This window comes from Pseudoalteromonas sp. 78C3 (assembly GCF_002836695.1).
In the GTDB taxonomy this organism is placed as follows: Bacteria; Pseudomonadota; Gammaproteobacteria; order Enterobacterales; family Alteromonadaceae; genus Pseudoalteromonas; species Pseudoalteromonas arctica.
Genome location: NZ_PJAV01000105.1, coordinates 1 through 25,869 on the forward strand (window position 1 = coordinate 1; position 25,869 = coordinate 25,869).

The window sequence follows — 25,869 nt, forward strand, 5'->3', positions numbered from 1 at the left end:
AGCAACACGTTTTAAAGAGATGACATTAAAGTCATTAAAAACATATAGTTATGTTTATATAAAAAGATACATTTTTAAATGTACGGTTTTAAAAGGAGGGATTTAAAATAATAATTGAGATAAATTTTAACGAGGTAGCTTTAATAACAAAAAACAAGCTGTAAAAAACAAAACGTAATCAATTGTTTTATTTAAATAATAATTTTAATTATGAAAGAGAGAAAAAACATTTTATAAATACTGACATAAAATGCCTTTTTGTTGCAAATAAGCGAAAACCTATTTATTCAACGGTAGGCTCAAGCGCAGAAGGGTCTATAAAATGCTCTTTCATAAAGGCTTTCATTTCATCCTCGCTTGCTAGTAGCTTAATTCCACAGTGCACACCGGCGGCATGCTCTTTAACACTGCAAATTTCACCTTCAAAATCTTTATCACTGCTATTAAGTACGACAGTGCATTGCATATCTTTAATACTTTCAACTTGCTGATCGCCTCTAATATCAAACATTACACCAGTGAGTGAAATGTCTTTAATAAGGCCTTCAAGTACCCTATCGTCACTTAGCTTTAGCTTTGCAGGTAATAAGGTAGGTATGCGTGTTTGTGAGCGTAGCGCAAATAACTGCACTTGCTTTGGAAAGTTTATAAACACGAGTTTAGCGGGATGAGAGGCTACCGACATAATTTGCTGGCGAAACGCAATAACTTGCCCACCACTACCTTCAATAAGCGCTCTTACAACAACCATTACGCCATCACGTAAATAGTCACTCGCCGCAGGTAAACGCTTTGCATTGGGATAATTTAAAATAATAAACTGTTTATCGAGTAAACCAACTAATTCAGTTTTAACACGCTTACTGCTTGTAGGTGTTAATATTTCTAGGTCGACTAAGCTGCCTACACTTATATGCTTTAGCTTTTCTAAATTTGTTGGCATATCCCTTTCCCAATAGTTCGTAATTTAAAACTTAAGCCGCTCGTTTATCCACGCCAAAAAGTAGGCGTAAATAACACTAATAAAGTAAATATTTCTAAACGACCAAACACCATTGCAATGGTAAGCAACCATTTAGCACCATCGGTTATAGCGCCATAATGCGATGCTACATCTCCTAAACCAGGCCCTAAGTTATTTAAACAAGCCGCAGTGGCTGAGAACGCAGTTATGTTATCCATACCCGTGCCCATAAGCGCTAACATAATAATAATAAACACCAACGCATATGCAGAGAAAAATCCCCACACGGCTTCTACTACTTTGTCTGGCAACGCCTTTCGACCCAGCTTGATTGAATATATAGCCCGTGGGTGCACCAAACGATTAAGCTCACGCACACCCTGCAAGTACAGTAAGAACACGCGCACTACTTTCATACCACCACCAGTAGAGCCTGCACAGCCACCAATAAAGCTCGAAAATATAAGTAAAATAGGTAAAAACAAAGGCCATGTTGAAAAGTTATCAGTAGCAAAGCCTGCTGTTGTACTCATAGAAACAGCCTGAAATAACGCCTGATCGAGGGTTTCATCGCCATTAGCAAATATTTCATTAGAGGAAAGTACGGTAAAACAAATAACCACCAGCGCTAATTGAATACACAAAAACACCTTAAACTCAGGGTCTCGAATATAAACTTGTATGTTACGACTGGCCACTGCGGCGTAATGCAGGGAGAAGTTAACAGCGGCAATAATTAAAAAGAACACACAAATAAAGTTAATTACAGGGCTGTCAAAGTGCCCCATAGAAGCATCGTAAGTAGAAAAACCACCTATCGCCACCGTTGAGAATGCATGACATATCGCATCAAACCACTCCATCCCGGCTGCCCAATAAGCCAGCATACAAGCAATAGTCAGTGACACATAAATATACCAAAGGTGCTTTGCTGTATCGGCAATTCGCGGGGTCATTTTGGAATCTTTTACAGGCCCAGGTATTTCAGCGCGATATAACTGCATACCACCAACACCTAGCATGGGGAGTATAGCGACAGCGAGTACGATTATACCCATACCGCCAAACCACTGGAGTTGCTGGCGATAAAACAACACCGACTTAGGTAAGTACTCAATACCGGTAAGTACTGTAGCGCCGGTGGTTGTTAAGCCAGAGAATGCTTCAAACACCGCATCGGCGAGCGATAAATTAGGTTCTTGTAAAAATATAAGCGGCAAGGACGCAAACGCCCCAAGTACCAGCCAAAACAAAACAACAATTAAAAAGCCTTCACGTGCTTTTAAGTCACCGTTTTCATGGCGATTTGGGTAATAAGCCATCATGCCAATAACAACACTAAAGATAAATGCTAAAACAAAAGGAACACCACCACCGTCTTTATATATTAAAGACACCAGTGCCGGAGGCACCATGGTAATACTAAACAGCGCAACAAGTTGGCCAAGAATTTTTATGATGGTACGAAATTGCATTTAGCTTGTCGCTTTTATTATTAGTAAATTCAGGCTGAGTAGTATCAACCAAATTAAATAGGGTCAGTATGCATTACATGCAATTTGTGTAGGTTATTACTCTTTAATAGTTAACTCAACTGCGCCGTGACTTAAATCAAAAATATCTTTGATTGCTTGCTGAGCTTCGCGGCTATCTATTGTAATCACCCATTCAATATTAGCAGTAAATTGCTTATCAATATTAAGCACTTGATACTTTGTTTTTAATAACTGCTCAATCGCGCCTTGCATGCTGTACTCACTACTCCCAGTAATTTCAACACTGGGAACTTTAAGTACCGTTTGCAATTTTACTAATGCATTATTTAATGAGCCACCATAAGCACGTACTAACCCGCCCGTGCCTAATTTTATGCCGCCAAAGTAACGTGTAACAACAGCTGTGATTTCGCCAAGGCCTGAACCCACCAGCACATTTAACATAGGCTTTCCTGCAGTGCCATTTGGTTCACCATCGTCCGAAAAACCATAAACATGGCTGCCACCGGGGTTGCCTGCCACATGTGCCCAGCAGTTATGACGCGCATCGCTATACTTTTCTTCAATGCTTTTAATAAATGCTTTAGCTGAATTTAAATCGGGGGTATGTGCAATGTGAACTATAAACGTACTTTTTTTAATTTCTTCTTGATGAAAAACGTCAGCAGCGGGATATTTATATTCAGACATATTTTAAACTTGTAAAAAGGGGGCCAAAAGGCCCCTTTAAATAATGTACGTATTTTAACGTGTATAAACTAATTAGTGTTAACTAGAATTAATCGAGCGCTAAATCTCGTGTCATATTCTCTAAGCTATCTTCGTGAACAATAATGTTATCTTCAATACGAATACCGCCAAATGGTTTAAATGACTCAACCTTTTCCCAATTAATAAATTGCTTATTATCGGTTTGCGCTAAATCACCAAGCAGTGAATCAATAAAATATAAGCCTGGCTCAATGGTAAACACTTGGTTTTTTTCAATCAGGCGAGTACAACGCAAGAACGGATGCCCTTCAGGCGATGGCTGATGTGTGCCCTTTTCGTCACTCATAAAACCACCCATATCATGCACTTGTAAACCTAGGTGATGCCCTAGTCCATGCGGAAAGAAGGTAGAGGTAATTTTACGCTCAACAATTTCCTCAGCAGGAAGGTTAACAATTTTAAAGTCACTAAGTATTTGTGCGATACGGTTATGGCATTCAACATGTAAATCACCATAAAGCATACCCGGCTTTAAACCTTTACCTAACTCGATTTGTTGAACTGTCATCGCTTGTACAAGCTCAGCAAACTCACCCTGCTTTTTAAAATCATACGTACGAGTAATATCAGCAGCGTAACCATTAAAGTTTGCACCGGCATCAATTAAAAATGAGTTGTGAGTGTGTGGCGCTTTTGGATCAAAATGCGTGTAATGCAAAATAGCGCAGTTTTCGTTAAGCGCAACAATGTTGCCGTACGGCATTTCATTTTCGCTTTGACGTGTCGCCATTAAGTACGCTTGCTGAATATCGAACTCGCTACCACCATTAAAGAACGTATCGCGTGCAGCTTTATGTCCATCTACTGCAATGTGGTTAGCGTTACGTAAACACTCAAGTTCGTACTGCGTTTTATAAGCGCGGTGGTAATGAAAATAGTTAAGTACAGGCTCTGGGTTCATAATACTAAAACCAAGTGCTTGCGCTACTTCAATATATTCGCCCATGTAAGCGTATTTAGCTTTATCGTATGGTAATAACTTTTCAACTTGATCAGGCTGAAGTAATAGCTCTATATCAAAGTACTCAGCCCAAAAGTCGCGAGGCTCGTCTGGTACTTTATGCCAAAAATCTACTGGACGATAAAATATTAGTTTTGGTTTGTCGCTGCCATTTACCACAATCCAGCAATGAGGATTGTCAATAACCGGTAACCACGCTTTAAACTGTGGATTAACTTTAAATGGATAATACATATCATCTAAAAACTGGCGCTTAGCTTGGCCTGAATGAATTACTAATCCTTCTAACCCTTCGCTATTACAAATTGTACGAGTACGCTGTTGAAGTGTTGCAATATGTTCGGCGTATAAAACGGCTAATTTATCCATTGTTAATCCATCTGTTAAATTTAACTTGCTCTGAGTCTACCACTTAAACACTAAGCGCTCAAAAAAGGGGGATATTTAACATGTAAACATCCCCCTTATTAATACCTATACCAATCGTGTTAAGTTATTGGTCGATTGGTATCATATATTCAACCGCCCATTTTCATTTCGAGTAGCGGCGCTAATACATTACCTTCTCGGCCCATTCTTGTATGGTAAACCTGCCTGTACGCAAATACATTTTTTACGTAATCGCGGGTTTCGCGATACGGAATAAGCTCTACCCATAACTCAGCCGGAATAGCGTCATCAGGTAACCAACGCTTTATACGATGATATCCTGCATTATAAGAAGCTGTTGCCAGCACTTCATTGCCATGGTTTTTCTTTTTTAAGTATTGTAAGTAACTAGTACCTAACCTAATATTTGTTTTAGGTTGATATAAACGACTACTTGTCACACTGCCTTTATTTACATACTCAGCAGTACTAGGTAATAACTGCATCAAACCACGCGCATTAGCATGCGAGCGTGCATCTGGCGCAAACGAGCTTTCGCGCCTTGCAATAGCAATACTCCAGGCAATATCTATCTTGCTACGTTTACTGTAGCGCTCAAAAACATCTTGAAACGCAAACGGAAAACGTTGCTCTACGTTATCCCACGCTTTAATTTTTGCTAAAGTAAAAATAGTACTGTCGTGCCAACCTAAATCGGTAGATAGTTGTGATGCTGCTAGCTTTTCTTCATCGCTAGACGTATCCGTTAAATAATTCCACTCACGGCGCGCCGACGTAAAGCGCTCAATATCATAAAGTGCTTTTGCACGCTTAAAGCCAGGTGCATTACTTACTTTATCTACAAGCACCTTATCGACTGCTAAAGGTTGATTATTTAAATCAACGGGCAAACCTAAACGTGCTGCTGCTAAAAAGCCGTAATAATCACGATTAGCCGCTACTTTTTTCCAAATATCGTCTGCTTTTTGTTGTTCGCCACGTTGTGCATAGCTATAAGCTAACCAATATTGCTGGCCAAGGCTTAAATCCTCTTTTCCTGTAAAAAACGCAGCAATCCCTTCCCAATCTTGGGTTTTGAGCATATTGCCCAGTTGCCATTGAATAAGCTTGCTGTCTAATCGCTCTTTCGGCACTTTATTTAGCCAAAAGCTCGCTTGCTTATGCCCGCTTGAAGCAAGTGACAACGCAAAGGTGTAATACACGTCAGCTTTATCTTCATCACTATACTTAAATATTTTTTCTAGTTTTTCCCATGCTTTTAAAGCAAGCTCTTTATCGCGCCAAACCAAACGCTTAACACCATAAATTGCTATTTGGCCTTCTTTAGCCGACTTATTTTTATATCGATATAATCCAGCTGCCGTGCTTGGATCTTTTCGCACTTTTAGATATAAATCAGCTAAGTAACGATCCTTACTTGGCAATAAAGTTTTTAAGTAAGGTAATAAGCTTTGCGTCCCGCCTTGTGCAGCAAGTGTTACACGCTTCCAAACCGTTTCTTCTTCCATGTAGCCTTTTTTACGCCACGTAGAAAACAAACTATCACAGCCATTAGGTTGCGATTTACCAACGGCCCATAAGTCGGTCACCTGATTTAGAATCGCCTTTTCAGGCGCGCCCAAGTCGAGCTGAAAATCTAAATAAGTACAGGTAAGCCCAGTATTAGAAGTTTCACGGTAGTTGCGTATGTACGCCGCTTTTTCATTGTTCTCTTTTAAATACTCCAACCACGCTTTGCGCACAGGCCACTCAAGCGGTGTATGCTGATATATATTTAAATAGTCTTCTATCTCTGCCTGATGCTTAATACTCGGGTGACGTTGCCAATATGTTTTTTCAACATACGGTTTTAACGGATGATTTAGGTTACTAACCGCTTGTTTAAAGTCTTGGTAACTTCCATACCTTACTTTTTTTTCGGCATCTAAAAAGGCATCGTTATCGATACTTGCCTCGGCAGAGTGAAGAGGGAAAATGAATGCAGCTGCCGCAACACTTAGTAAATATTTTTTCATAATGTCCTTTAATAAAAATTAAAGTAGTGAATAAAAACTTTTCAACCACCTTAGCACCAAACCAGCTATATTTTAACCAGTCGATTGTAACCGAGTTAAATTTTTCGTTGCATTTTTAATTTAAAGCAAGCACACTGATTGAAATGCAAACTCATCGTACCAGTCTTAGTTCGTCAACTAGGGAGAATAATAATGTTATATAAAAGCGATTCCTTTGAAGTTAGCTTCCTAAAGGAAAACATCGCCGAGTTTAAGTTTTGTGTTGCAGGTTCTGTAAACACATTATCTCAAAAAACTCTTTCAGATTGCGCAGCAGCATTAAAAGAATTAGCTGCCAATACTGATATCAAAGGCATGATTTTTACCAGTGATAAAGACCACTTTATTATTGGTGCCGATATCTTCGAATTTTTACCTACATTTACTAAACCTGAAGAAGAATTAGTAGTGTGGATCAAAAACGCAACCGACGTTTTTGATGCAATCGAAGATTTACCATTCCCAACTCTAAGCGCTATAAACGGTATGGCACTTGGCGGTGGTTGTGAGTGGGCACTTGCTACCGATTATCGCGTGGCAAGCGAAACAGCTAAAATGGGCCTACCAGAAGTTAAACTTGGCATAATGCCAGGGTTTGGTGGCACAGTGCGCTTACCACGTATCATTGGCGCCGATAACGCGATGATGTGGATTACCTCAGGCGCAGAAAACCGCGCAGCAGATGCCCTTAAAGTAGGTGCGTTTGACGCGGTAGTTAGTGCTGACAAACTTTTAGAGTCAAGTGTATCAACACTTGAGCTAGCGATTTCTGGCAAGCTAGATTGGCAAGCAAAACGTAACGTAAAACTACAGCCACTTAAATTAAACCGTGTTGAGCAAGGCATGAGCTTTGCTATGGCAGAAGGTATGGTAATGGGTAAAACCAAAGGCCACTATCCTGCACCGGTTATGGCTGTACGTACTATTAAAGCAGCGGCAAACTGTACTCGCGATGAAGCAATGGCAATCGAAAATGCTAACTTTGCTAAATTAGCACGTACACCAGAAGCAGCTGCACAGACAGGTATATTCCTAGCTGACCAATACATTAAAGGTAAAGCACGTAAATTTGCTAAACAAAGCGATGTAGAAATTAAACAAGCCGCTGTATTAGGGGCTGGTATTATGGGTGGCGGTATTGCATACCAGTCTGCTTATAAAGGCACACCTATTATAATGAAAGACATCCAACAAGATGCGCTTGATTTAGGTATGGGTGAAGCGTCTAAGTTATTAGGCGCAAAAGTTAAGCGTGGCCACATGCCAATGGAAAAAATGTTGGCAACACTTAGCAAAATTAAGCCAACACTTAACGCGTCAGACCTACAAAGTGCCAACATTATTGTTGAAGCCGTTGTAGAAAACCCTAAAGTTAAGCAAGCAGTACTCGCTGATCTTGAAAAGACCATGCCAGAAGGTACGGTACTTACTTCAAACACATCAACTATTTGTATTGATTTACTAGCACAAGCGCTAGATAAGCCAGAAAACTTCTGTGGTATGCACTTTTTCAACCCTGTGCCAAAAATGCCATTAGTAGAAATTATCCGTGGCGCAAAAACCTCAGATAAAACAATTAATGCAGTAGTTGATTACGCACTTAAATTAGGTAAATCGCCAATTGTTGTTAACGATTGCCCAGGCTTTTTTGTAAACCGTGTTTTATTCCCTTACTTTGCAGGTTTTAGCAAATTAGTGGTTGAAGGCGCTAACTTTGCAAAAGTAGATAAAGTAATGGAAAACGTATTTGGCTGGCCTATGGGTCCGGCTTACTTACTTGATGTTGTAGGTATTGATACAGCATTCCATTGTACTGGCGTAATGGCTGACGGTTTCCCTGAGCGTATGGCGCGTGCTGATAAAGACCCTGTGACTATTTTTGCCAACGAAAAACGTTTTGGTCAAAAGAACAAAGCCGGTTTTTACAAATACGAAACAGATCGTCGCGGTCGTCTTAAAAAGTCTCATGACGAGACAGCAGTTGAGCTACTAAGCCCAATTACAGACGCATCAAAAGAATTTGATAAACAAGAAATCATCGACCGTTGTATGATTCCAATGATTAACGAAGTGCTACTGTGTTTGCAAGAAGGCATTGTTGCCTCTCCGCAAGAAGCAGATATGGCATTAGTTTACGGTGTTGGTTTCCCTCCATTTAGAGGCGGCGCGTTCCGTTACTTAGATCAAACTGGTTTAGCTAACTTTGTTGCAGCAGCAGACAAATACGCTCACCTAGGTGCGATTTACCAAGTATCTGAGCAAACTCGCAAGTGGGCCGAAGAAGGTCGTGTTTTCTATAAGGTGGAAGGTTAATATCATGAATAATCCAGTAATTGTAGATTGTATCCGCACACCAATGGGTCGCTCTAAAAGTGGTGTATTCAAACATAAACGTGCTGAAGACTTAAGCGCACATTTAATGAAAGGCTTACTTGATCGCAACCCAGCAGTTGATCCAGCATCAATTGACGATATTTATTGGGGTTGTGTACAGCAAACATTAGAGCAAGGCTTTAACGTAGCACGTAACGCAGCATTACTTGCCGGTATCCCACACAGCGTACCTGCTGTAACGGTTAACCGTTTATGTGGATCGTCAATGCAAGCATTGCATGACGCTGCACGCGCAATAATGACAGGCGCTGGCGACACTTACCTAATTGGTGGTGTTGAGCACATGGGTCACGTACCTATGACTCACGGCAACGACTTTCACCCTGGCCTTGCAACAACGATTGCACAAGCATCGGGCTCAATGGGTTTAACAGCAGAATACCTTGCAACACTTCATGGCATTAGCCGTGAGCAACAAGATGAATTTGCTTACCGTTCACATCAACGTGCACAAGCGGCAACTGTTGAAGGCCGTTTCCGTCGCGAAATTTTAGCAATGGAAGGTCACGCAGCAGATGGTTCGCTTATATTAGTTGAAGACGACGAAGTAATTCGCCCAGAAACAACAGTAGAAGGCCTATCAAAACTTCGCCCTGTATTTAATCCTGCATCGGGTACGGTAACAGCCGGTACGTCTTCTGCACTTTCTGACGGCGCATCTGCAATGTTAGTAATGAGCGAAGAGAAAGCAAAAGAACTTGGCTTACCAATTCGTGCGCGCATTAAAGCAATGGCAGTCGCTGGTTGCGATCCATCAATTATGGGTTACGGCCCAGTACCAGCAAGTAAAAAAGCACTTGCACAAGCCGGTATTACAATTGATGACCTAGGCGTAGTAGAACTTAACGAAGCCTTTGCAGCACAATCATTACCTGTAATGAAAGATTTAGGGTTAATGGATGTTGTTGACGAAAAAGTGAATTTAAATGGCGGCGCAATCGCACTTGGTCACCCTCTGGGTTGTTCGGGTTCGCGTATTAGCACATCGCTTATTCACTTAATGGAAGACAAAAATGTACGATACGGTTTAGCAACTATGTGTATTGGTTTAGGCCAAGGCATTGCCACTGTATTTGAACGTGTTCAAGACTAATTAGTTTTAAACATGTAAAACCATCTTGGTGATTAAAAAGGCGGACTGATTTTATTCAGTTCGCCTTTTTTATTAGCTTTAATTTAGTAAAAATTATCAGCTATAACACCAGTATGTAGTACTACGGAATTATGTGATCGGGCGTATTATTAAATAACGTGTTTTGCAGCAATAATGTTTCAAATGAAATGGGCATATTAAGATAAGTAAAATAGTTAAATTACACTTAAAATTGCGTTAAACTCCCAAACTTATTAATTGCTATACCTAAGCACTCGCGTACGCAGCAATCACTTTAATTAAACAGGTCAATTTATTATGAGCTTTGATAATCCCGATCACCAATTAGATGCCATAGGCCTTCGCTGTCCAGAGCCAGTAATGATGGTACGTGCTGCTATTCGTAAAATGAGTGATGGTGAAACGTTATTAATAACTGCTGATGACCCATCAACAACTCGCGACATTCCGAGCTTTTGTACGTTTATGGATCACACGCTGGTGGCTAAAGATGCAGAAGAAGCACCGTATAGATATGTGGTTAAGAAAGGGCTTTAAAATAACGTAGGTTGGGTTGAGTTTTACGAAACCCAACGTATCTTATAATAATCGAAATAATTTCACTCATCGTATATATCGTTTAACTTATTATCACTCCCTCAGTTACTCGGTAATTTTGAATCTTTGACATATCGATGAAAACTCGAAAAAGGCCAATTACTGACTTTAGAAACATATTTATGTTTCACAGGGTTGTAGTGGATATAATTAATATGGTTATTTAAGTCTTCTTCATCTCTAATTTTATGCTCCCAATAACGGCGCTGCCAAATTCCACGCTCTCCCTTCGCTATTCGACTTTTATTACAAAATTCTGTTGCTGGAAGCTCTCGAGAAAAGCCTGATTTTATAAGCCGCCAACGCATTGCATAATTATTATCGCCTTTTGGTAATTGCCAAATAACATGAAGGTGATCGGGCATGATAACGATTGCAATCGTCTTTATTGGATGCTTTTTTGCCACCTTTGAATACACACGACGTAATAACTCTATATTTTCCACGAGCAAATGCTGAGATCTATCTTCTAAATTTACCGTAAAAAAATAACATGCGCCCGCCTCTAACATACGTTTATAACGCATATTTTTACCTATAGAATAAACAGATAAATAAGAGTATAGATTAGTTTTGTTAATTATAATCAAGACAATTTTAAGTCAAACTTATCCATGATATTGTTGCACGCTTATAGCAACCACATAAACTTGTGTCTGGCGTAGGTTGTTTAATAACCACCAAAATAGTTTTATTCGCCACACATGTTGGGTTTCGTTTCACTCTACCCAACCTACGAAACCCCCTTGGTGTTAATGCTGAATAAACACTACAACGTCCTTGTCACAAATCCATTAATTCACTCGGGCTGCTTTAAAAATACAGCTATCACTTCTTCGTTATCGTCACTTGTGGCTTGTCGTAGTCACTGTAATCAATACTTACTATGTATGTGCCTTTTATTGCTGGTGTGAAACTAAAGTAGTTATAAATAGTATTACAGTCTGCGATAGCTGGCTGGCCAAGTGTTAGGCTTTGCCCTGCTGGTTGTGCGTCGCTGTAACCACAGTTGTAACCTTCACTAAAATCGACATCGGCTATTTTAAATTCGTACACTTTACCAGGCGTCGAAAATTTCACTTCTGCTTGATAAAGCGCAGGGCCAACTGGTGCAAACTGATACTGGGGTTCTGCATCCCACAGTGTAAAGTCGCCACGTAAGTAAATTGTGCGGTCAAGCTCTTGCTGTGGTAATACATCGTTAATCGAAATTTGGCTTGTACAGGCAGTAAGTAAACCAGCAATTGCTAAGGTTAAAATTCGTTTCATAGAAATCATCAATGGGGTTTCCTTTGCATACAGTGAAAACTAAAAAGCCAGCAAAACGCTGGCTTTTAAAATTGCTAATCGGTGTTATTTTTGTAAAACAGAAATATCTGCAATACCTAAAAACAATCCGCTTAACTGGCTTAGCAGCGCAAGACGATTTTGCTTAACAGCTTCATCGTCGGCCATAACCATTACGTTGTCAAAAAAGTTATCAACACTTTCGCGAATACCTGCCAATTGGCTTAATGCTTCTTGGTAGTTTCCATCTGCGTAAAGTGGTGCAAGGTCAGTGGCAAATTTTGCTACTTGTGATGCTAATACTTTTTCAGCGTCGTCGCTTAATAAGCTCTCATCAACACTACCTTGGCTGGTAATGTCGTTTTTAGCCAGAATGTTACCTACACGCTTATTAGCTGCTGCAAGCGATTCTGCTGCGTCTAATGTACGGAAGTGGCTTACGGCTTTAACACGGCGATCAAAATCAACAGGTTTAGTCGGACGACGTGCAAGCACTGCTTGAATTACGTCTACTTCAATACCTTCGTCTTGATACCAAGCACGGAAGCGCCCTAGCATAAATTCAAATACGTCAGTTGATACATTTAAGTTAGTTAACTTGTCGCCAAACAATGTTTGCGATTTAGCTACTAGGTCTAAAATATCAAGTGGTAGTTCTTTTTCTACCATAATGCGAAGTGCACCAATAGCAGCACGACGAAGAGCAAATGGGTCTTTGTCACCTTTAGGTGCTTGGCCTATACCAAAAATACCCACCAGCGTATCAAACTTATCAGCAATCGCTACTGCACAGCTAATTAAATTTGTAGGTAAGTTGTCGCCTGCAAAGCGTGGCATGTACTGCTCGTTTTGCGCTAAGGCTACATCTTCGGCTTCACCATCGTGGCGAGCGTAATGCATTCCCATTACACCTTGCACGTCGGTAAATTCCATTACCATTTCAGTCATTAGGTCAGTTTTACTTAATAAGCCAGCACGCTGTGCTAGTACTTTATCAGCACCTAATTGCTCAGCAATATAACCTGCAAGCTCACTAATGCGCTGAGACTTATCTTTAAGCGTACCAAGTTGCTTTTGGAACAATACGCTATCAAGCGATTCTAATCGGCTTTCTAGAGTTTTCTTTTTATCTGTTTCAAAGAAGAACTGTGCATCGGCTAAACGCGGGCGCACTACTTTTTCGTTACCAGAAATAACCACACTTGGATCTTTACTTTCTATGTTAGATACAAACAAAAATTTATTTAAAAGTTTGCCATTTTGATCTAATAACGGAAAGTATTTTTGATCGTCTTTCATAGTATAGATTAACGCTTCGGCTGGTACATCTAAAAATGCTTCTTCAAATGTTGCCGTTAAAGTAACTGGCCACTCTACAAGTGATGTTACTTCTTCTAGTAAATCTTCATCCATAGCAACAATAGCGTTAACTGCTTTTGCAGCTTCTTCTATTTGTGTACGAATTTGCGCTTTACGTTGTTCGTAATCAGCAATAACGTAAGCAGATTTAAGTACGTCAAAAACGTCATCTGCATGGTTTATACTAATTTTTTCTGGGTGGTGAAAACGATGACCCTGAAGCTGGTTAGTTATTTTCTTCCCAAGGATCTCACCTTCAAGTAACTCATCACCAAACAAAATAGTTACCGTATGCACAGGACGAATAAATTGTGTTTTATTCGCGCCCCAACGCATTGGTTTAGGAATTGGTAATTTAGCCAACGCTTTAGTAATTGCACCTGTCATTAGCGTTTTAGTTTCTTGCCCTGCTACTTTAGCAATGTGCAATAACCATGCGCCTTTGTCTGTTTCGAGTGTTTGTGCATCTTTTACTTCAATACCACAACCACGTGCCCAACCCATTGCTGCTTTTGTTGGGTTACCGTCACCGTCAAATGCAGCTTTAGTTGCTGGACCGCGTTTTTCAACTTCTTTGTCTTGTTGCTTAGCTTCAAGCGCTTTTACTTGTAAACCTAAACGACGAGGCGATGCATACCAGCTTACGCCTTGGTGTGCTAATTCTAGTGTTTCAAGCTCTGCAGTTAAGTTTGCAGCAAACGCTTCTGCTAATTTACGCAGTGCTTTTGGTGGCAACTCTTCTGTGCCAATTTCTACTAATAAATTTTGTGCTGACATACTTACTTATCCTTACACAGCGGGAAACCAAGCGCTTCGCGTTTGTCATAGTAACTTTGTGCACACGCTTTTGATAACGCACGAACGCGTAAAATATAACGTTGACGTTCGGTTACCGAAATTGCGTGGCGTGCGTCTAGTAAGTTAAATGCGTGCGATGCTTTCATTACTTGCTCGTAAGCCGGTAGTGGTAAGTTTGCTTCAATTAACTTTTGGCTCTCTGCTTCACATTTATCAAACTGAGCAAATAAGTCTTCTACGTTTGCGTGTTCAAAATTGTAAGTAGACTGCTCTACTTCATTTTGATGGAACACGTCGCCGTAGGTTACGCGCCCTAGTGGACCGTCTGCCCATACTAAGTCGTAAATACTATCTACGCCTTGAATGTACATTGCTAAACGCTCTAGGCCGTAAGTGATCTCACCCGTTACTGGTGAACACTCAATACCACCAACTTGTTGGAAGTAGGTAAACTGCGTTACTTCCATGCCGTTTAACCAAATTTCCCAACCTAGGCCCCACGCACCTAACGTAGGTGATTCCCAGTTGTCTTCTACAAAGCGAACTTCGTGAGTTAGTGTATCGATACCCATAGCCGCTAAAGAGCCTAAATAAAGCTCTTGGATATTATCTGGCGATGGCTTTAAAACTACCTGAAATTGGTAGTAGTGTTGTAAGCGATTTGGATTTTCACCGTAGCGACCATCGGTAGGACGACGACACGGTTGCACGTATGCACTCGCCATTGGCTCTGGACCAATAGACTTTAAAAAAGTTTGCGGGTGAAATGTCCCTGCGCCCACTTCCATATCAAGTGGTTGAATAATGACACAGCCTTGCTGCGCCCAATAATCCTGTAAAGCCAGGATCAAACCTTGAAAGGTTTTTACGTCATATTTTTGCATATTTGGCTTTTTACTATCTAAGAAGTAGCGTGAAAATTACCCTTAGTATACCGTGTGTACACTCAGGTTTTAAGCAGTTTGTGTAATTGAAGAAAATAAAAAAGGAGCCATTAGGCTCCTTTTTCTATGTAAGCAATATTTTTTACACGTCTAAGTTAACTACACGTAGTGCGTTCTTTTCAATAAACTCACGACGAGGCTCTACTTGGTCACCCATTAAGGTCGCAAATAATTGATCCGCGCCAACAGCATCTTCGATCGTTACTTGTAACATACGGCGAGCACTAGGATCCATTGTGGTCTCCCAAAGCTGGCTTGGGTTCATTTCGCCCAGTCCTTTATAGCGTTGAATATAGATCCCGCGCTTCGATTCTGTGATCAACCATTCCAAAGCATCCACAAAGTTATCAACAGGTTTTGTTTTCTCACCACGTTGAATATATGCACCTTCGCTAAGGATGTTTGCGATGTTAGTACCAGTCACAGCAATGCGTTGGTAGTCACGTGACGCAATAAAGTCATAATGAAGTACGTGTGCTTTATCTACACCGTGCTGACGAATATTCACAACCGGGTAATACATATTACGCTCAGCATCATGCTCTGTACCAGCATGGAAAATAGTCGCATCTTCATCACGTGCAATCAGGTCGTCAACCAACACTTTAGTCCAAGCAATTACTTTAGCTTCATCTGAAAGGTCATCAGTTTTCAATTCTGTTTGATAAATTAAGCGTTCCATTACCGTGTTAGGGTATTTACGCTTTAAACGCTCAATTACTTTAACTGTGTTTTGATAATCGTGAACGATTTCTTCTAGTGCCTCACCTTCAAGAGCTGGTGCATCTGTACTTGCATACAACGCTGCACCATTAAGAGCAAGCGATGTTAGGTATTCAACTAATGCAGGGTCATCTTTAATATAACGCTCTTGCTTACCTTTTTTCACTTTATAAAGTGGTGGTTGAGCAATGTAAATATAGCCGCGTTCTACAATTTCAGGCATTTGGCGATAGAAGAATGTTAATAGTAATGTACGAATGTGAGAACCATCCACGTCCGCATCGGTCATGATGATGATACGGTGGTAACGTAATTTCTCAGGGTTATATTCGTCACGACCAATACCACACCCTAATGCAGTAATTAGTGTTGCTACTTCTTGTGAAGATAACATTTTATCAAAACGTGCTTTTTCTACGTTTAAGATTTTACCTTTAAGCGGAAGAATAGCTTGGTTTTTACGATTACGTCCCTGCTTGGCTGATCCGCCAGCAGAGTCCCCTTCCACTATATATAGTTCAGATTGGGCAGGATCTTTTTCTTGGCAATCAGCTAGCTTACCAGGTAAGCCTGCTAAGTCCATTGCACCTTTACGACGTGTCATTTCACGGGCTTTACGCGCCGCTTCACGAGCACGTGAGGCATCAATAATCTTACCTACAACAATTTTGGCATCAGTTGGGTTTTCTAATAAAAACTCAGTGAATTTTTCAGCCATTGCTTGTTCAACTGCAGACTTAACTTCACTTGAAACAAGCTTGTCTTTAGTTTGCGATGAGAACTTAGGATCAGGAACTTTAACACTAACAACAGCCGTTAAGCCTTCACGGGCATCATCACCGGTAGCATTGCTGGTTGTTTTAGCTTTTTTGTTAAAGCCTTCTTTTTCCATGTAGTTATTAAGTGTACGTGTTAGCGCTGATCTAAAACCGGCTAAGTGAGTACCACCATCACGTTGTGGAATATTATTTGTGAAACAGTAAATATTTTCTTGGTATGCATCATTCCACTGCATTGATACTTCAACGCTAATACCATCTTCTTCACGTTCGTGAGTAAAATGGAATACACCTTTATGTATAGGTGTTTTATTACGGTTTAAGTATTCAACGAAAGCTTGAATACCGCCTTCGTATTTAAAGTGGTCAGATTTATTTTCTTCACGTTCATCATTTAAAATGATGCTCACACCTGAATTTAGGAATGAAAGCTCGCGTAAACGCTTAGCTAAAATTTCGTAATGAAAATCTAAGTTTGTGAATGTTTCACCACTTGGCCAAAAACGCAGTTCTGTACCAGTCGTGTCTGATTCACCAATAACAGCTAAAGGTGCATCTGGAACACCCATAGTGTAAAACTGCTCATGAAGTTTACCTTCACGGCGAACTGTAAGTTTTAGCTTTTCTGAAAGTGCATTTACAACAGAAACACCAACACCGTGTAAGCCACCAGATACTTTATAAGAGTTATCATCAAACTTACCACCGGCATGAAGTACCGTCATAATAACTTCGGCTGCTGATACGCCTTCTTCTTCATGGATAGAAGTTGGAATACCACGACCGTTATCTCGTACTGAGACAGAACCGTCTAAGTGAATCGTTACATAAATATCATCACAATGACCTGCTAAGGCTTCATCGATCGAGTTATCAACGACCTCAAACACCATGTGGTGTAAGCCTGTGCCATCATCGGTGTCCCCAATATACATTCCAGGACGCTTTCTTACTGCGTCTAATCCTTTAAGTACTTTAATACTCGACGAGTCATAATTCTCAGACATGGTTAATCCCACTTATCTTGTTATTAGGTTGCCATGTTTCACGTGGAACATTTGTAGTTCTCGTTGCATGGGTTCCACCACAGCAGAAATACTTTCAGACAAAATTGAAGAGATAAAAATTTGAGAACTGCAGTGAGCAAGTAATTGTCCCACTTTCTCTTTTGTATCTTCGCCTAACTCTGAAGGTAGATCATCTATTAGCAATATAGATTGCTTATCTGTCTCTGACTCAATTAAGCTATTTTGCGTAACTTTTAACGCATATAATAGTAACTTCAATTGACCGCGTGAGAATGTATTCTCCACACTGTTGCCAGCTACACTAAAACTAAAATCGGCCTTATGAGGGCCTTTACTTGTAAATCCTTGGCGAGCATCTCGCTCAAAGTTTTGCTCTAACGCATCTGCAAGAGATTCGGTCTCTTTCCAGCCTGCGTTAAAGGTCATTTCTAAATCACGTACAAGCGTTAATTCTGCACACATTTTATCAAAAAACTGCTGCTTAAACCTACTTATATACGCCAATCTTAATTTATTTATTTCTTCAGCCAGTCTAACAAATTCTTTGTCCCAAAACTTAATTTGGTCAAAATAATTCTTGGGCTTAGTTTTTAACAATGCATTACGTTGTTTAAGTACTTTATTAAACGATTGCCATAAAAAAAAGAACTCATGTTCCACGTGGAACAAACCTAAATCTAAAAACTTTCTGCGCTCTTTAGGCCCACCAAAAAATAAAGAATAGCTCTCTGGTGTAATAATTTGCACTGGCATGAGTTGAGCTAGTTCGGATATTTTACGGCTCGCCTTACCTTGAATTTTTAAATTAGTTTCACCCGTTTGAGTTTTACTAATACCAATTGGAATAGATAAGTCGTGTATTGTTTTGCGCCCGTGAATTACAAACTGCTCTTGCTGATGCGCGATAATACTTTTGTGTTTTGGAGTACGAAAAGATTTGCCGTGAGAAAGGTAATAGATAGCCTCTAAAAGGCTGGTTTTTCCGCTGCCATTTTCACCATATATTATATTAACGCCGTTAACTGGTTCTAGCGTCAGCGCCTCAATATTACGAAAATATTTGAGGCTCAAATGACTTAAGCTCATTATGTATTTATAGTCTTATAAACGCATAGGCATAACAACGTACATTGCTTCTTCATCGCCTGCACCTTCAATTAATGCACTGCTGTTTGAGTCGGCTAATGTAAATAGTACGTCTTCTGTTTTTAATGTGTTTAGTACGTCTAATACGTAAGACACGTTAAACCCTATTTCTAGGTCAGCACCTTCGTAACTTACTTCAACAACTTCTTCAGCTTGTTCTTGCTCTGGGTTGTTGGCCGTAATTTTTAATAAACCATTTGATAAGTTTAAGCGTACGCCACGAAACTTTTCATTAGATAAAATAGACACTCGTTGGAACGCATTACGTAACCATTCTCGGTTAGCTGTAATTACTTTGTCGCCACCACGTGGTAATACACGACGGTAATCTGGAAAACGCCCATCAACCAGTTTACTTGTAAATGTAAACTCAATATCAATAATACGGATATGGTTAGCACCAAACTGAATTGTTACCAATTCATCGTCAGCTACCATAAGGCGCATAATTTCTTGCACACCTTTGCGAGGTATAATTAATTGACGTTGTGTATTAAGCGATTGCGTTAATTGCTTTTGCGCTATAGCTAAACGGTGACCATCTGTTGCTACTGTTTTTATATCGGTATTATCTACTTCAAACGACATACCATTTAAGTAATAACGTACGTCTTGATTTGCCATCGAAAAATGCGTGCTTTCGAGTAACTTACGAAGCTCTAAACGAGTTAGTTGAAATTCAACCTCTCCGTCCCACTGCTCTAAATTAGGAAAATCATCAGCAGATAAAGTCGTCAATGAAAAACGGCTTTTACCACTGGTTAAAAGTAATTGATGCTCTTGCAAGCTTAAAGTAATGTCTGAACCATCTGGTAGACTTTTACAAATATCGAGTAACTTTTTAGCGGGTAACGTTAGTTTTGTATCGGCAATATCATCACCTACAAATACGCCAGAAACTAGTTCAATTTCAAGGTCAGTACCCGTCATTGAAAGTTGTCCGTTTTCTACCACTAACAAAACGTTAGATAAAATTGGCAACGTGTGTTTGCGCTCTATTGCGCCCGACACTTGCACCAATGGCTTTAAAAATTGTTGTCTTGATATTGTTATTTGCATAATAAAGTCAGCCCTAAGATGACAATGTTCTTATTAAGTTTTGGTAATCTTCTTTAATTTCGTGGCTTTCGTCACGTAGTGATTTTATCTTACGACATGCATGTAATACGGTCGTATGATCGCGTCCACCAAATGCGTCACCAATCTCAGGTAAGCTGTGATTAGTTAATTCTTTAGATAACGCCATAGCTACTTGGCGCGGCCTCGCTATAGAGCGGCTGCGGCGCTTAGATAACAGGTCTGATATACGAATTCGATAGTACTCAGCAACAGTGCGCTGAATATTGTCTATGGTAACCAGTTTATCTTGCAAGGCAAGTAAATCGCGTAGCGCTTCTTTTACAAAATCGATTGAAATAGGACGACCGGTAAAGTTCGCATTAGCGATTACACGGTTAAGTGCACCCTCTAGCTCACGAACATTTGAACGTAATTTTTTGGCAATAAAAAAAGCAACTTCGTGTGGTAAGTTAATCTTACTTTGCTGGGCTTTTTTCATTAAAATAGCAACGCGTGTTTCAAGCTCTGGTGGCTCAATCGCAATTGTTAATCCCCAACCAAAACGTGATTTTAGCCTGTCTTCGACCCCTTCAATCTCTTTAGGGTAACGGTCAGAGGTTAAAATAATTTGTTGGTTGCCTTCAAGCAATGCATTAAAGGTATGAAAAAATTCTTCTTGTGAACGCTCTTTGTTAGCAAAAAATTGAATATCATCAATCATTAATGCATCAACACTACGGTAATAACGCTTAAATTCTTCTATCGCATTATTTTGAAGTGCCTTTACCATGTCTTGAACAAAGCGTTCTGAATGCATGTAAACAATTTTAGCATCTGGCTTATTTGCCATAATGCCATTACCTACTGCATGTAATAAGTGAGTTTTACCTAAACCAGTGCCACCGTATATAAATACAGGATTAAAAGCAGAGCCAGGATTGTCGGCAACCTGTGTGGCCGCAGCTTTTGCTAATTGGTTTGATTTACCTTCAACAAAGCTATCAAAAGTATAGTTTTCTTTAATGTTAGATTTGTAACCTGACTTAGGTGCAGGTTCAACAACTGGCTTTTGCTCGCGAGGCTGTTGTTTTGCTGAAGCGTGTGCACTTGGTGCCGATTGAGTTTCTATAACCGGTGCAGCTTGTGCATTTAATAAAGGTTTACTACCTACATCAAAACGTAGTTTTGGTGCTTCAACACCACAAATCTCTACTAGTAATTCGTTAATTCTATTTAGGTACTTTTCTCTCACCCAATCAAGCACAAAGCGATTAGGTGCATAAATCGTCAAGGTATCTTCGGTACTTTCTGCTTGTAGCGGTCTTACCCACATACTGAATTGCTGCGAAGGCAGCTCATCTTGCAATACATATAAACAACTTTGCCAAACCGACAGATACACAGTTAAACTCCCAGAGATATAATTTTTATTCCCGCACATCATTAATGATTATAAATCATACATTTATTGCGTTCAAATGGTCCAATAAGCGACCCAAGACCGCGTATTATGAAGACACTTTATCCACAAGTAAAAGATTGATTTTTATAAAATTGTTGATATCGATGTATAAAATCATTAACAACCTGATTTAAAACAGTTTTTATTTTAGATCCTGAGAGGAGATCATAACAAAATAACACCAAGATCGCGAACCAAATTTACGATCCAATTTACTTTTCCCCCGCTTTTATTCACTTTTTATACAGGGGCTGTGGAAAACTTCTTATTTATGATGATCCTAACAGATCGCCTTATATGATCTCTTATATAGTAGTAGGTGGGTTATATACCCTTAACGTAATTATGATTGACTTTACATTACTTACTCTATAATATCTCGCGCTCGCAATGGCACCTATGCCAGGATCGCGACCTGTATAGGATGTTTTAACTTTAACCGATCGGATGAGATTGTTATGAAAAGAACTTTTCAACCTAGCGTTTTAAAACGCAAACGTGCACACGGCTTCCGTGCTCGCATGGCAACTGTAAATGGCCGTAAAGTATTAGCACGTCGCCGCGCTAAAGGCCGCAAAGTTCTTTCTGCTTAATTTATAAGTGGAAGACTTTAGCTTTGGCAGGGAGTTACGTCTGTTAACTCCCTCGCATTACTCTCGCATATTTAATGAACCCGCTCGGGCTGCAACTCCTTTCTTTACTCTATTAGCTAAACCAAATGACCAAGAAAAACCTCGGTTAGGTCTTACTGTTGCTAAAAAACGTGTAAAAAAGGCATGCCAACGAAACCGTATTAAACGTCTCGCTCGCGAAAGTTTTCGTTTAAATCAACACAGCATCGATAATATTGATATTGTGCTTATGGTTAAAAATGGTATTGATGAGCAGTCTAATGAAGAAATAACCAAACAACTTACTAAATTATGGCGAAAAATTAACGAACGCTGTAAACCAGGTGCACCTAAACCGCCACCTTTTAAGAAACGCCCAAACAAATCAGCTAAATCTAACAAACAAACCTAATTGCAATAGAATTGCAGGGTTAATTAATGTATCTTTAGCTCACCTTTTAATCATGCATTTAAATTTTCTAATTGAGTCTTTAAATACATGATATCTATCTCACTAAACTTAAGTAGGGGCATAAACATCATGAGGTTACTTAAACCACTTGTTGCTTTACCGAAGTTTTGTTTAGTGTTATTTATCCGCGGTTATCAAAAGTGGATTAGCCCGCTGTTAGGTCCGCATTGTCGTTTTAATCCAACCTGTTCTAGTTATGCTATTCAAGCAATTAAATTGCATGGATCGGTAAAAGGTAGTTGGTTAGCTTTAAAACGCATATTAAAATGCCATCCTTTACATTCAGGCGGAGACGACCCCGTTCCTGAAAAATTAACCCATATTAACCACCAACACGAGAAATAAGAGCTGTTATGGAATCGCAACGCACGTTTTTATTAATTGGCCTAATGCTAGTGTCGTTTTTATTGTTCCAAGAATGGGATAATGATTACAACAAGCCTAAAGTCGATCCAAGTGCCACAACACAAACACTACAAGCAAATTCACCAGAGTCGGATGATTATATTCCTTCATCGTCAGATTCAGAGTTACCTGCTTCAGCAACTTTAGCTAAGCGTTCAGTTATTGAAATTACAACTGACGTTTTTAAAGTTAAAATTGACACCAAAGGCGGTGACATTGTTGAAACAGACCTTCTTCAATACGAAGAGACAAAAGGCAGTGACACGCCTTATATGCTTCTTGGTCAGCTTGATGGTGGCAAACAATACTTTTCACAAAGTGGCTTAATTGGTTTAAATGGCCCTGACGGATCAGCTAATGGTCGCCCTACTTATAGTACCGAACAAAAATCATATACCTTAACGGGTGATGAGCTTCGCGTTCCACTTCAGTTTACTGATAGTAATGGTGTTAGTTTTACTAAAACGTATGTATTCAAAAAAGGTCAGTATGACGTAGGCTTAGAATACAAAATTAACAACACTACCAGCGCACCTCTTCAAGTACAGCTATACACGCAAATTAAGCGTACCGTACAAGAAAAAGGTAGCATGGTTGATCAAAACTATTTAGGTGCTGCATACGGTACTGATGAAGAAAAATACGAAAAGTATAGTTTTTCAGATATGGCTGATAAAAACCTAAATAAAAGCACACAAGGTGGTTACGTTGCCTTTATTCAACATTACTTTGTAAGTGCTTGGGTTCCAATGCAGGATCAATCAAATACACTTTATAGCTTAATTACAAAAAGTAATGCCGCTATTATTGGTGCTAAAGATCCCGCTGTAAATATTCAAGCTGGTAGTGAGCAAACATTAACTGCTACTTATTATATGGGCCCGAAAGAGTCAGATATTCTTGAAGCGATTCACCCAGACCTAGACCTAACCGTAGACTATGGTTGGTTATTTTTTATCTCGCAACCTTTATTTGTATTGCTAAAATGGCTACACAGCATTTTAGGTAACTGGGGTGTAGCAATTATTGCCATCACTATTATCGTTAAATCGTTAATGTACCCACTTACTAAAGCGCAATACACTTCAATGGCAAAAATGCGTGCCCTACAGCCTAAAATGGCAGCCCTTAAAGAAAAGTTTGGTGATGACCGTCAAAAGTTCGGCCAAGCAACTATGGAAATGTACAAAAAAGAAAAAGTTAACCCAATGGGTGGCTGTTTCCCTATTTTGCTACAAATGCCAATTTTCTTAGCCTTGTTCTACGTATTCTTAGAGTCTACTGAACTTCGCCATGCTGAATTCATTTTTTGGTTAACTGACCTTTCTGCGAAAGACCCGTACTACGTATTGCCAATATTATTTGGTGCGAGTATGTTTGTGACGCAAAAGCTACAACCTATGACGGTTACTGATCCAATGCAGCAAAAAATGATGACCTTTATGCCGGTTATCTTCTCTGTATTCTTCTTATGGTTCCCATCTGGTTTAGTTCTTTATTGGTTAGTGTCTAACCTTATTTCTATTGTCCAGATGTTAATCATCTACCGTGGCATGGAAAAGAAAGGAATTAAAGTAAGAGGCTAACTAAGCTCCTACTTATATAAAGGCGACTTCGGTCGCCTTTTTTATTGCCTGTTTTTCACCACAGCTATTCGCTACAAATAAATCGATAGGTTACAATACGGGCATAAAGTTACTCATCGTTGGCAAATTAATAGCATGATCAATCAAGATACAATTGCAGCACAAGCAACAGCACCAGGACGTGGTGGTGTTGGTATTATTCGCGTTTCAGGTAGCCTTGCTAAAAGTGTCGCCGAAAAAGTAGTAGGTAAAATGCCTAAAGTTCGCTACGCCGATTATGTGCCATTTAAAAGCCTTGCTGGCGAGCAACTTGATCAAGGTATTGCCATTTACTTTGCAGGTCCTAACTCATTTACTGGTGAAGACGTACTTGAATTACAAGGCCACGGCGGTCCTGTAGTACTGGATATGTTACTTAAAGAAATTAGTAAAATAGAGGGCGTTCGTTTAGCAAAGCCTGGTGAATTTTCTGAGCGCGCATTTATGAATGACAAGCTTGATTTAACACAAGCAGAAGCCATCGCCGACTTAATTAATGCTACGAGCGAGCAAGCCGCTAAAAGCGCCCTACAGTCTCTCCAAGGTGAATTTTCTAAGCACATAGAAACACTCGTAGAAAAAGTAATTCACTTACGTATGTATGTAGAAGCGGCAATAGATTTTCCTGATGAAGAAATTGATTTTTTATCAGATGGTAAAGTGTCAGGCGACTTAGACGCGATTATTACTCAGCTTAACACTGTAACCAACCAAGCCAAGCAGGGCAGCATCATGCGCGAAGGTATGCGTGTTGTTATTGCAGGTCGCCCTAATGCGGGTAAATCAAGCCTGCTTAACGCTCTAGCCGGTCGTGAAGCCGCAATCGTAACAGAAATAGCCGGTACCACTCGCGACGTACTACGAGAGCATATACATATAGATGGTATGCCACTGCATATTATAGATACAGCAGGCCTACGCGAAAGCCCAGACAGAGTAGAACAAATAGGTATTGAGCGTGCATGGGATGAAATAAACCAAGCCGATCGCGTTTTATTTATGCTTGATGGCACTGATACTATAGATACTGACCCGCACAAAATTTGGCCTGAATTTATGGCAAAATTACCAGAAGGTATGGGGGTTACGGTCATCAGAAATAAAGCTGATTTATCGGGCGACATAGTCGGAATGGAGCAAGAGCAACAATACCCGGTCATCAGCTTAAGTGCTAAAAATGCTGACGGTATTGAACTTGTTCGCGAGCATTTAAAAGCTTGTATAGGCTTTCAAGGCGCAACAGAAGGTGGCTTTATGGCGCGCCGTCGTCATTTAGATGCACTAGAAAGTGCTGCGTATCATTTAGAAACGGGTAAAACACAATTAGAAATGCACATTGCTGGTGAAATACTCGCTGAAGAACTGCGTTTAACACAGCAGTATTTGAATGAAATTACAGGTGAATTTACCTCAGACGACTTACTTGGCAA

General features: G+C 39.9%; 21 protein-coding genes. 8 read left to right on the forward strand and 13 right to left on the reverse strand.

Annotated features, from left to right (window positions below):
- Window positions 1-283 precede the first annotated feature (283 nt).
- The 5 genes from CXF76_RS03115 to CXF76_RS03135 form a co-directional block, all read right to left on the reverse strand.
- A complete protein-coding gene (locus tag CXF76_RS03115; protein WP_007584185.1) occupies window positions 284-943 on the reverse strand; it encodes a flagellar brake domain-containing protein in 660 nt (219 codons plus the stop codon).
- Between the two features lie 44 nt (window positions 944-987).
- A complete protein-coding gene (locus tag CXF76_RS03120) occupies window positions 988-2,439 on the reverse strand; it encodes a TrkH family potassium uptake protein (protein ID WP_007584186.1) in 1,452 nt (483 codons plus the stop codon).
- Between the two features lie 96 nt (window positions 2,440-2,535).
- The gene (locus tag CXF76_RS03125) at window positions 2,536-3,150 is read right to left on the reverse strand and encodes a YigZ family protein (protein ID WP_007377640.1); all 615 of its coding nucleotides are present in this window, start codon (window positions 3,148-3,150) and stop codon (window positions 2,536-2,538) included.
- 88 nt (window positions 3,151-3,238) lie between these two features.
- Window positions 3,239-4,561: a Xaa-Pro dipeptidase gene (gene pepQ, locus CXF76_RS03130; protein WP_101163028.1), complete on the reverse strand. Its 1,323-nt coding sequence runs from the start codon at window positions 4,559-4,561 to the stop codon at window positions 3,239-3,241.
- A 149-nt stretch (window positions 4,562-4,710) separates the two neighbouring features.
- On the reverse strand, window positions 4,711-6,597 hold the full coding sequence (locus CXF76_RS03135) for a transglycosylase SLT domain-containing protein (RefSeq protein WP_024607972.1): 1,887 nt from the start codon (window positions 6,595-6,597) through the stop codon (window positions 4,711-4,713).
- 192 nt (window positions 6,598-6,789) lie between these two features.
- Here CXF76_RS03135 and fadB point away from each other — a divergent pair, with 192 nt between their 5' ends.
- From fadB to tusA, 3 genes are all read left to right on the forward strand, one after another.
- Window positions 6,790-8,949 carry a fatty acid oxidation complex subunit alpha FadB gene (fadB, locus tag CXF76_RS03140; protein WP_101163029.1) on the forward strand — a complete coding sequence of 720 codons (2,160 nt, stop codon included), beginning with the start codon at window positions 6,790-6,792 and terminating at the stop codon, window positions 8,947-8,949.
- Between the two features lie 4 nt (window positions 8,950-8,953).
- The gene (gene fadA / locus CXF76_RS03145; protein ID WP_007584192.1) at window positions 8,954-10,123 is read left to right on the forward strand and encodes an acetyl-CoA C-acyltransferase FadA; all 1,170 of its coding nucleotides are present in this window, start codon (window positions 8,954-8,956) and stop codon (window positions 10,121-10,123) included.
- 318 nt (window positions 10,124-10,441) lie between these two features.
- Window positions 10,442-10,681: a sulfurtransferase TusA gene (gene tusA, locus CXF76_RS03150; RefSeq protein WP_007377644.1), complete on the forward strand. Its 240-nt coding sequence runs from the start codon at window positions 10,442-10,444 to the stop codon at window positions 10,679-10,681.
- 101 nt (window positions 10,682-10,782) lie between these two features.
- On the opposite strand, the gene CXF76_RS03155 is transcribed toward tusA, so the two are convergent.
- From CXF76_RS03155 to dnaA, 8 genes are all read right to left on the reverse strand, one after another.
- Window positions 10,783-11,268: an REP-associated tyrosine transposase gene (locus tag CXF76_RS03155; protein ID WP_101163030.1), complete on the reverse strand. Its 486-nt coding sequence runs from the start codon at window positions 11,266-11,268 to the stop codon at window positions 10,783-10,785.
- A gap of 301 nt (window positions 11,269-11,569) precedes the next feature.
- On the reverse strand, window positions 11,570-12,019 hold the full coding sequence (locus CXF76_RS03160) for a hypothetical protein (RefSeq protein ID WP_101163031.1): 450 nt from the start codon (window positions 12,017-12,019) through the stop codon (window positions 11,570-11,572).
- Window positions 12,020-12,094: 75 nt separating this feature from the next.
- Window positions 12,095-14,164 carry a glycine--tRNA ligase subunit beta gene (gene glyS / locus CXF76_RS03165; protein ID WP_101163032.1) on the reverse strand — a complete coding sequence of 690 codons (2,070 nt, stop codon included), beginning with the start codon at window positions 14,162-14,164 and terminating at the stop codon, window positions 12,095-12,097.
- Window positions 14,165-14,166: 2 nt separating this feature from the next.
- Window positions 14,167-15,069: a glycine--tRNA ligase subunit alpha gene (gene glyQ / locus CXF76_RS03170; RefSeq protein WP_007584197.1), complete on the reverse strand. Its 903-nt coding sequence runs from the start codon at window positions 15,067-15,069 to the stop codon at window positions 14,167-14,169.
- A 142-nt stretch (window positions 15,070-15,211) separates the two neighbouring features.
- On the reverse strand, window positions 15,212-17,638 hold the full coding sequence (gyrB, locus tag CXF76_RS03175; protein ID WP_008172005.1) for a DNA topoisomerase (ATP-hydrolyzing) subunit B: 2,427 nt from the start codon (window positions 17,636-17,638) through the stop codon (window positions 15,212-15,214).
- Between the two features lie 12 nt (window positions 17,639-17,650).
- Complete coding sequence (gene recF, locus CXF76_RS03180; RefSeq protein WP_008138030.1) at window positions 17,651-18,745, reverse strand: DNA replication/repair protein RecF; 1,095 nt, start codon at window positions 18,743-18,745, stop codon at window positions 17,651-17,653.
- A gap of 15 nt (window positions 18,746-18,760) precedes the next feature.
- Complete coding sequence (dnaN, locus tag CXF76_RS03185; protein WP_004335206.1) at window positions 18,761-19,864, reverse strand: DNA polymerase III subunit beta; 1,104 nt, start codon at window positions 19,862-19,864, stop codon at window positions 18,761-18,763.
- A 13-nt stretch (window positions 19,865-19,877) separates the two neighbouring features.
- Window positions 19,878-21,266, reverse strand: coding sequence for a chromosomal replication initiator protein DnaA (dnaA, locus tag CXF76_RS03190; protein ID WP_010555148.1), 1,389 nt, complete (start codon window positions 21,264-21,266; stop codon window positions 19,878-19,880).
- Window positions 21,267-21,784: 518 nt separating this feature from the next.
- On the opposite strand from dnaA, the gene rpmH reads away from it, so the two are divergent.
- The 5 genes from rpmH to mnmE all read left to right on the forward strand — a co-directional run.
- Window positions 21,785-21,919 (forward strand): 50S ribosomal protein L34, encoded by a 135-nt coding sequence (rpmH, locus tag CXF76_RS03195; RefSeq protein ID WP_004335215.1) that lies wholly within the window; start codon window positions 21,785-21,787, stop codon window positions 21,917-21,919.
- A 7-nt stretch (window positions 21,920-21,926) separates the two neighbouring features.
- Complete coding sequence (gene rnpA / locus CXF76_RS03200) at window positions 21,927-22,349, forward strand: ribonuclease P protein component (RefSeq protein ID WP_007584204.1); 423 nt, start codon at window positions 21,927-21,929, stop codon at window positions 22,347-22,349.
- A gap of 129 nt (window positions 22,350-22,478) precedes the next feature.
- The gene (gene yidD, locus CXF76_RS03205; protein WP_024607968.1) at window positions 22,479-22,754 is read left to right on the forward strand and encodes a membrane protein insertion efficiency factor YidD; all 276 of its coding nucleotides are present in this window, start codon (window positions 22,479-22,481) and stop codon (window positions 22,752-22,754) included.
- A gap of 8 nt (window positions 22,755-22,762) precedes the next feature.
- Window positions 22,763-24,400: a membrane protein insertase YidC gene (gene yidC / locus CXF76_RS03210; protein ID WP_024607967.1), complete on the forward strand. Its 1,638-nt coding sequence runs from the start codon at window positions 22,763-22,765 to the stop codon at window positions 24,398-24,400.
- Between the two features lie 135 nt (window positions 24,401-24,535).
- A partial coding sequence (mnmE, locus tag CXF76_RS03215; RefSeq protein ID WP_101163033.1) for a tRNA uridine-5-carboxymethylaminomethyl(34) synthesis GTPase MnmE occupies window positions 24,536-25,869 on the forward strand: 1,334 nt, incomplete at its 3' end.

Excerpts from the sequence above, each read along its gene's own strand:
- CXF76_RS03115 (WP_007584185.1), bottom strand. The coding sequence starts at position 943 with ATGCCAACAAATTTAGAAAAGCTAAAGCATATAAGTGTAGGCAGCTTA.
- CXF76_RS03120 (WP_007584186.1), bottom strand. The coding sequence starts at position 2,439 with ATGCAATTTCGTACCATCATAAAAATTCTTGGCCAACTTGTTGCGCTG.
- CXF76_RS03125 (WP_007377640.1), bottom strand. The coding sequence starts at position 3,150 with ATGTCTGAATATAAATATCCCGCTGCTGACGTTTTTCATCAAGAAGAA.
- pepQ (WP_101163028.1), bottom strand. The coding sequence starts at position 4,561 with ATGGATAAATTAGCCGTTTTATACGCCGAACATATTGCAACACTTCAA.
- CXF76_RS03135 (WP_024607972.1), bottom strand. The coding sequence starts at position 6,597 with ATGAAAAAATATTTACTAAGTGTTGCGGCAGCTGCATTCATTTTCCCT.
- fadB (WP_101163029.1), top strand. The coding sequence starts at position 6,790 with ATGTTATATAAAAGCGATTCCTTTGAAGTTAGCTTCCTAAAGGAAAAC.
- fadA (WP_007584192.1), top strand. The coding sequence starts at position 8,954 with ATGAATAATCCAGTAATTGTAGATTGTATCCGCACACCAATGGGTCGC.
- tusA (WP_007377644.1), top strand. The coding sequence starts at position 10,442 with ATGAGCTTTGATAATCCCGATCACCAATTAGATGCCATAGGCCTTCGC.
- CXF76_RS03155 (WP_101163030.1), bottom strand. The coding sequence starts at position 11,268 with ATGCGTTATAAACGTATGTTAGAGGCGGGCGCATGTTATTTTTTTACG.
- CXF76_RS03160 (WP_101163031.1), bottom strand. The coding sequence starts at position 12,019 with ATGATTTCTATGAAACGAATTTTAACCTTAGCAATTGCTGGTTTACTT.
- glyS (WP_101163032.1), bottom strand. The coding sequence starts at position 14,164 with ATGTCAGCACAAAATTTATTAGTAGAAATTGGCACAGAAGAGTTGCCA.
- glyQ (WP_007584197.1), bottom strand. The coding sequence starts at position 15,069 with ATGCAAAAATATGACGTAAAAACCTTTCAAGGTTTGATCCTGGCTTTA.
- gyrB (WP_008172005.1), bottom strand. The coding sequence starts at position 17,638 with ATGTCTGAGAATTATGACTCGTCGAGTATTAAAGTACTTAAAGGATTA.
- recF (WP_008138030.1), bottom strand. The coding sequence starts at position 18,745 with ATGAGCTTAAGTCATTTGAGCCTCAAATATTTTCGTAATATTGAGGCG.
- dnaN (WP_004335206.1), bottom strand. The coding sequence starts at position 19,864 with ATGCAAATAACAATATCAAGACAACAATTTTTAAAGCCATTGGTGCAA.
- rpmH (WP_004335215.1), top strand. The coding sequence starts at position 21,785 with ATGAAAAGAACTTTTCAACCTAGCGTTTTAAAACGCAAACGTGCACAC.
- yidD (WP_024607968.1), top strand. The coding sequence starts at position 22,479 with ATGAGGTTACTTAAACCACTTGTTGCTTTACCGAAGTTTTGTTTAGTG.
- yidC (WP_024607967.1), top strand. The coding sequence starts at position 22,763 with ATGGAATCGCAACGCACGTTTTTATTAATTGGCCTAATGCTAGTGTCG.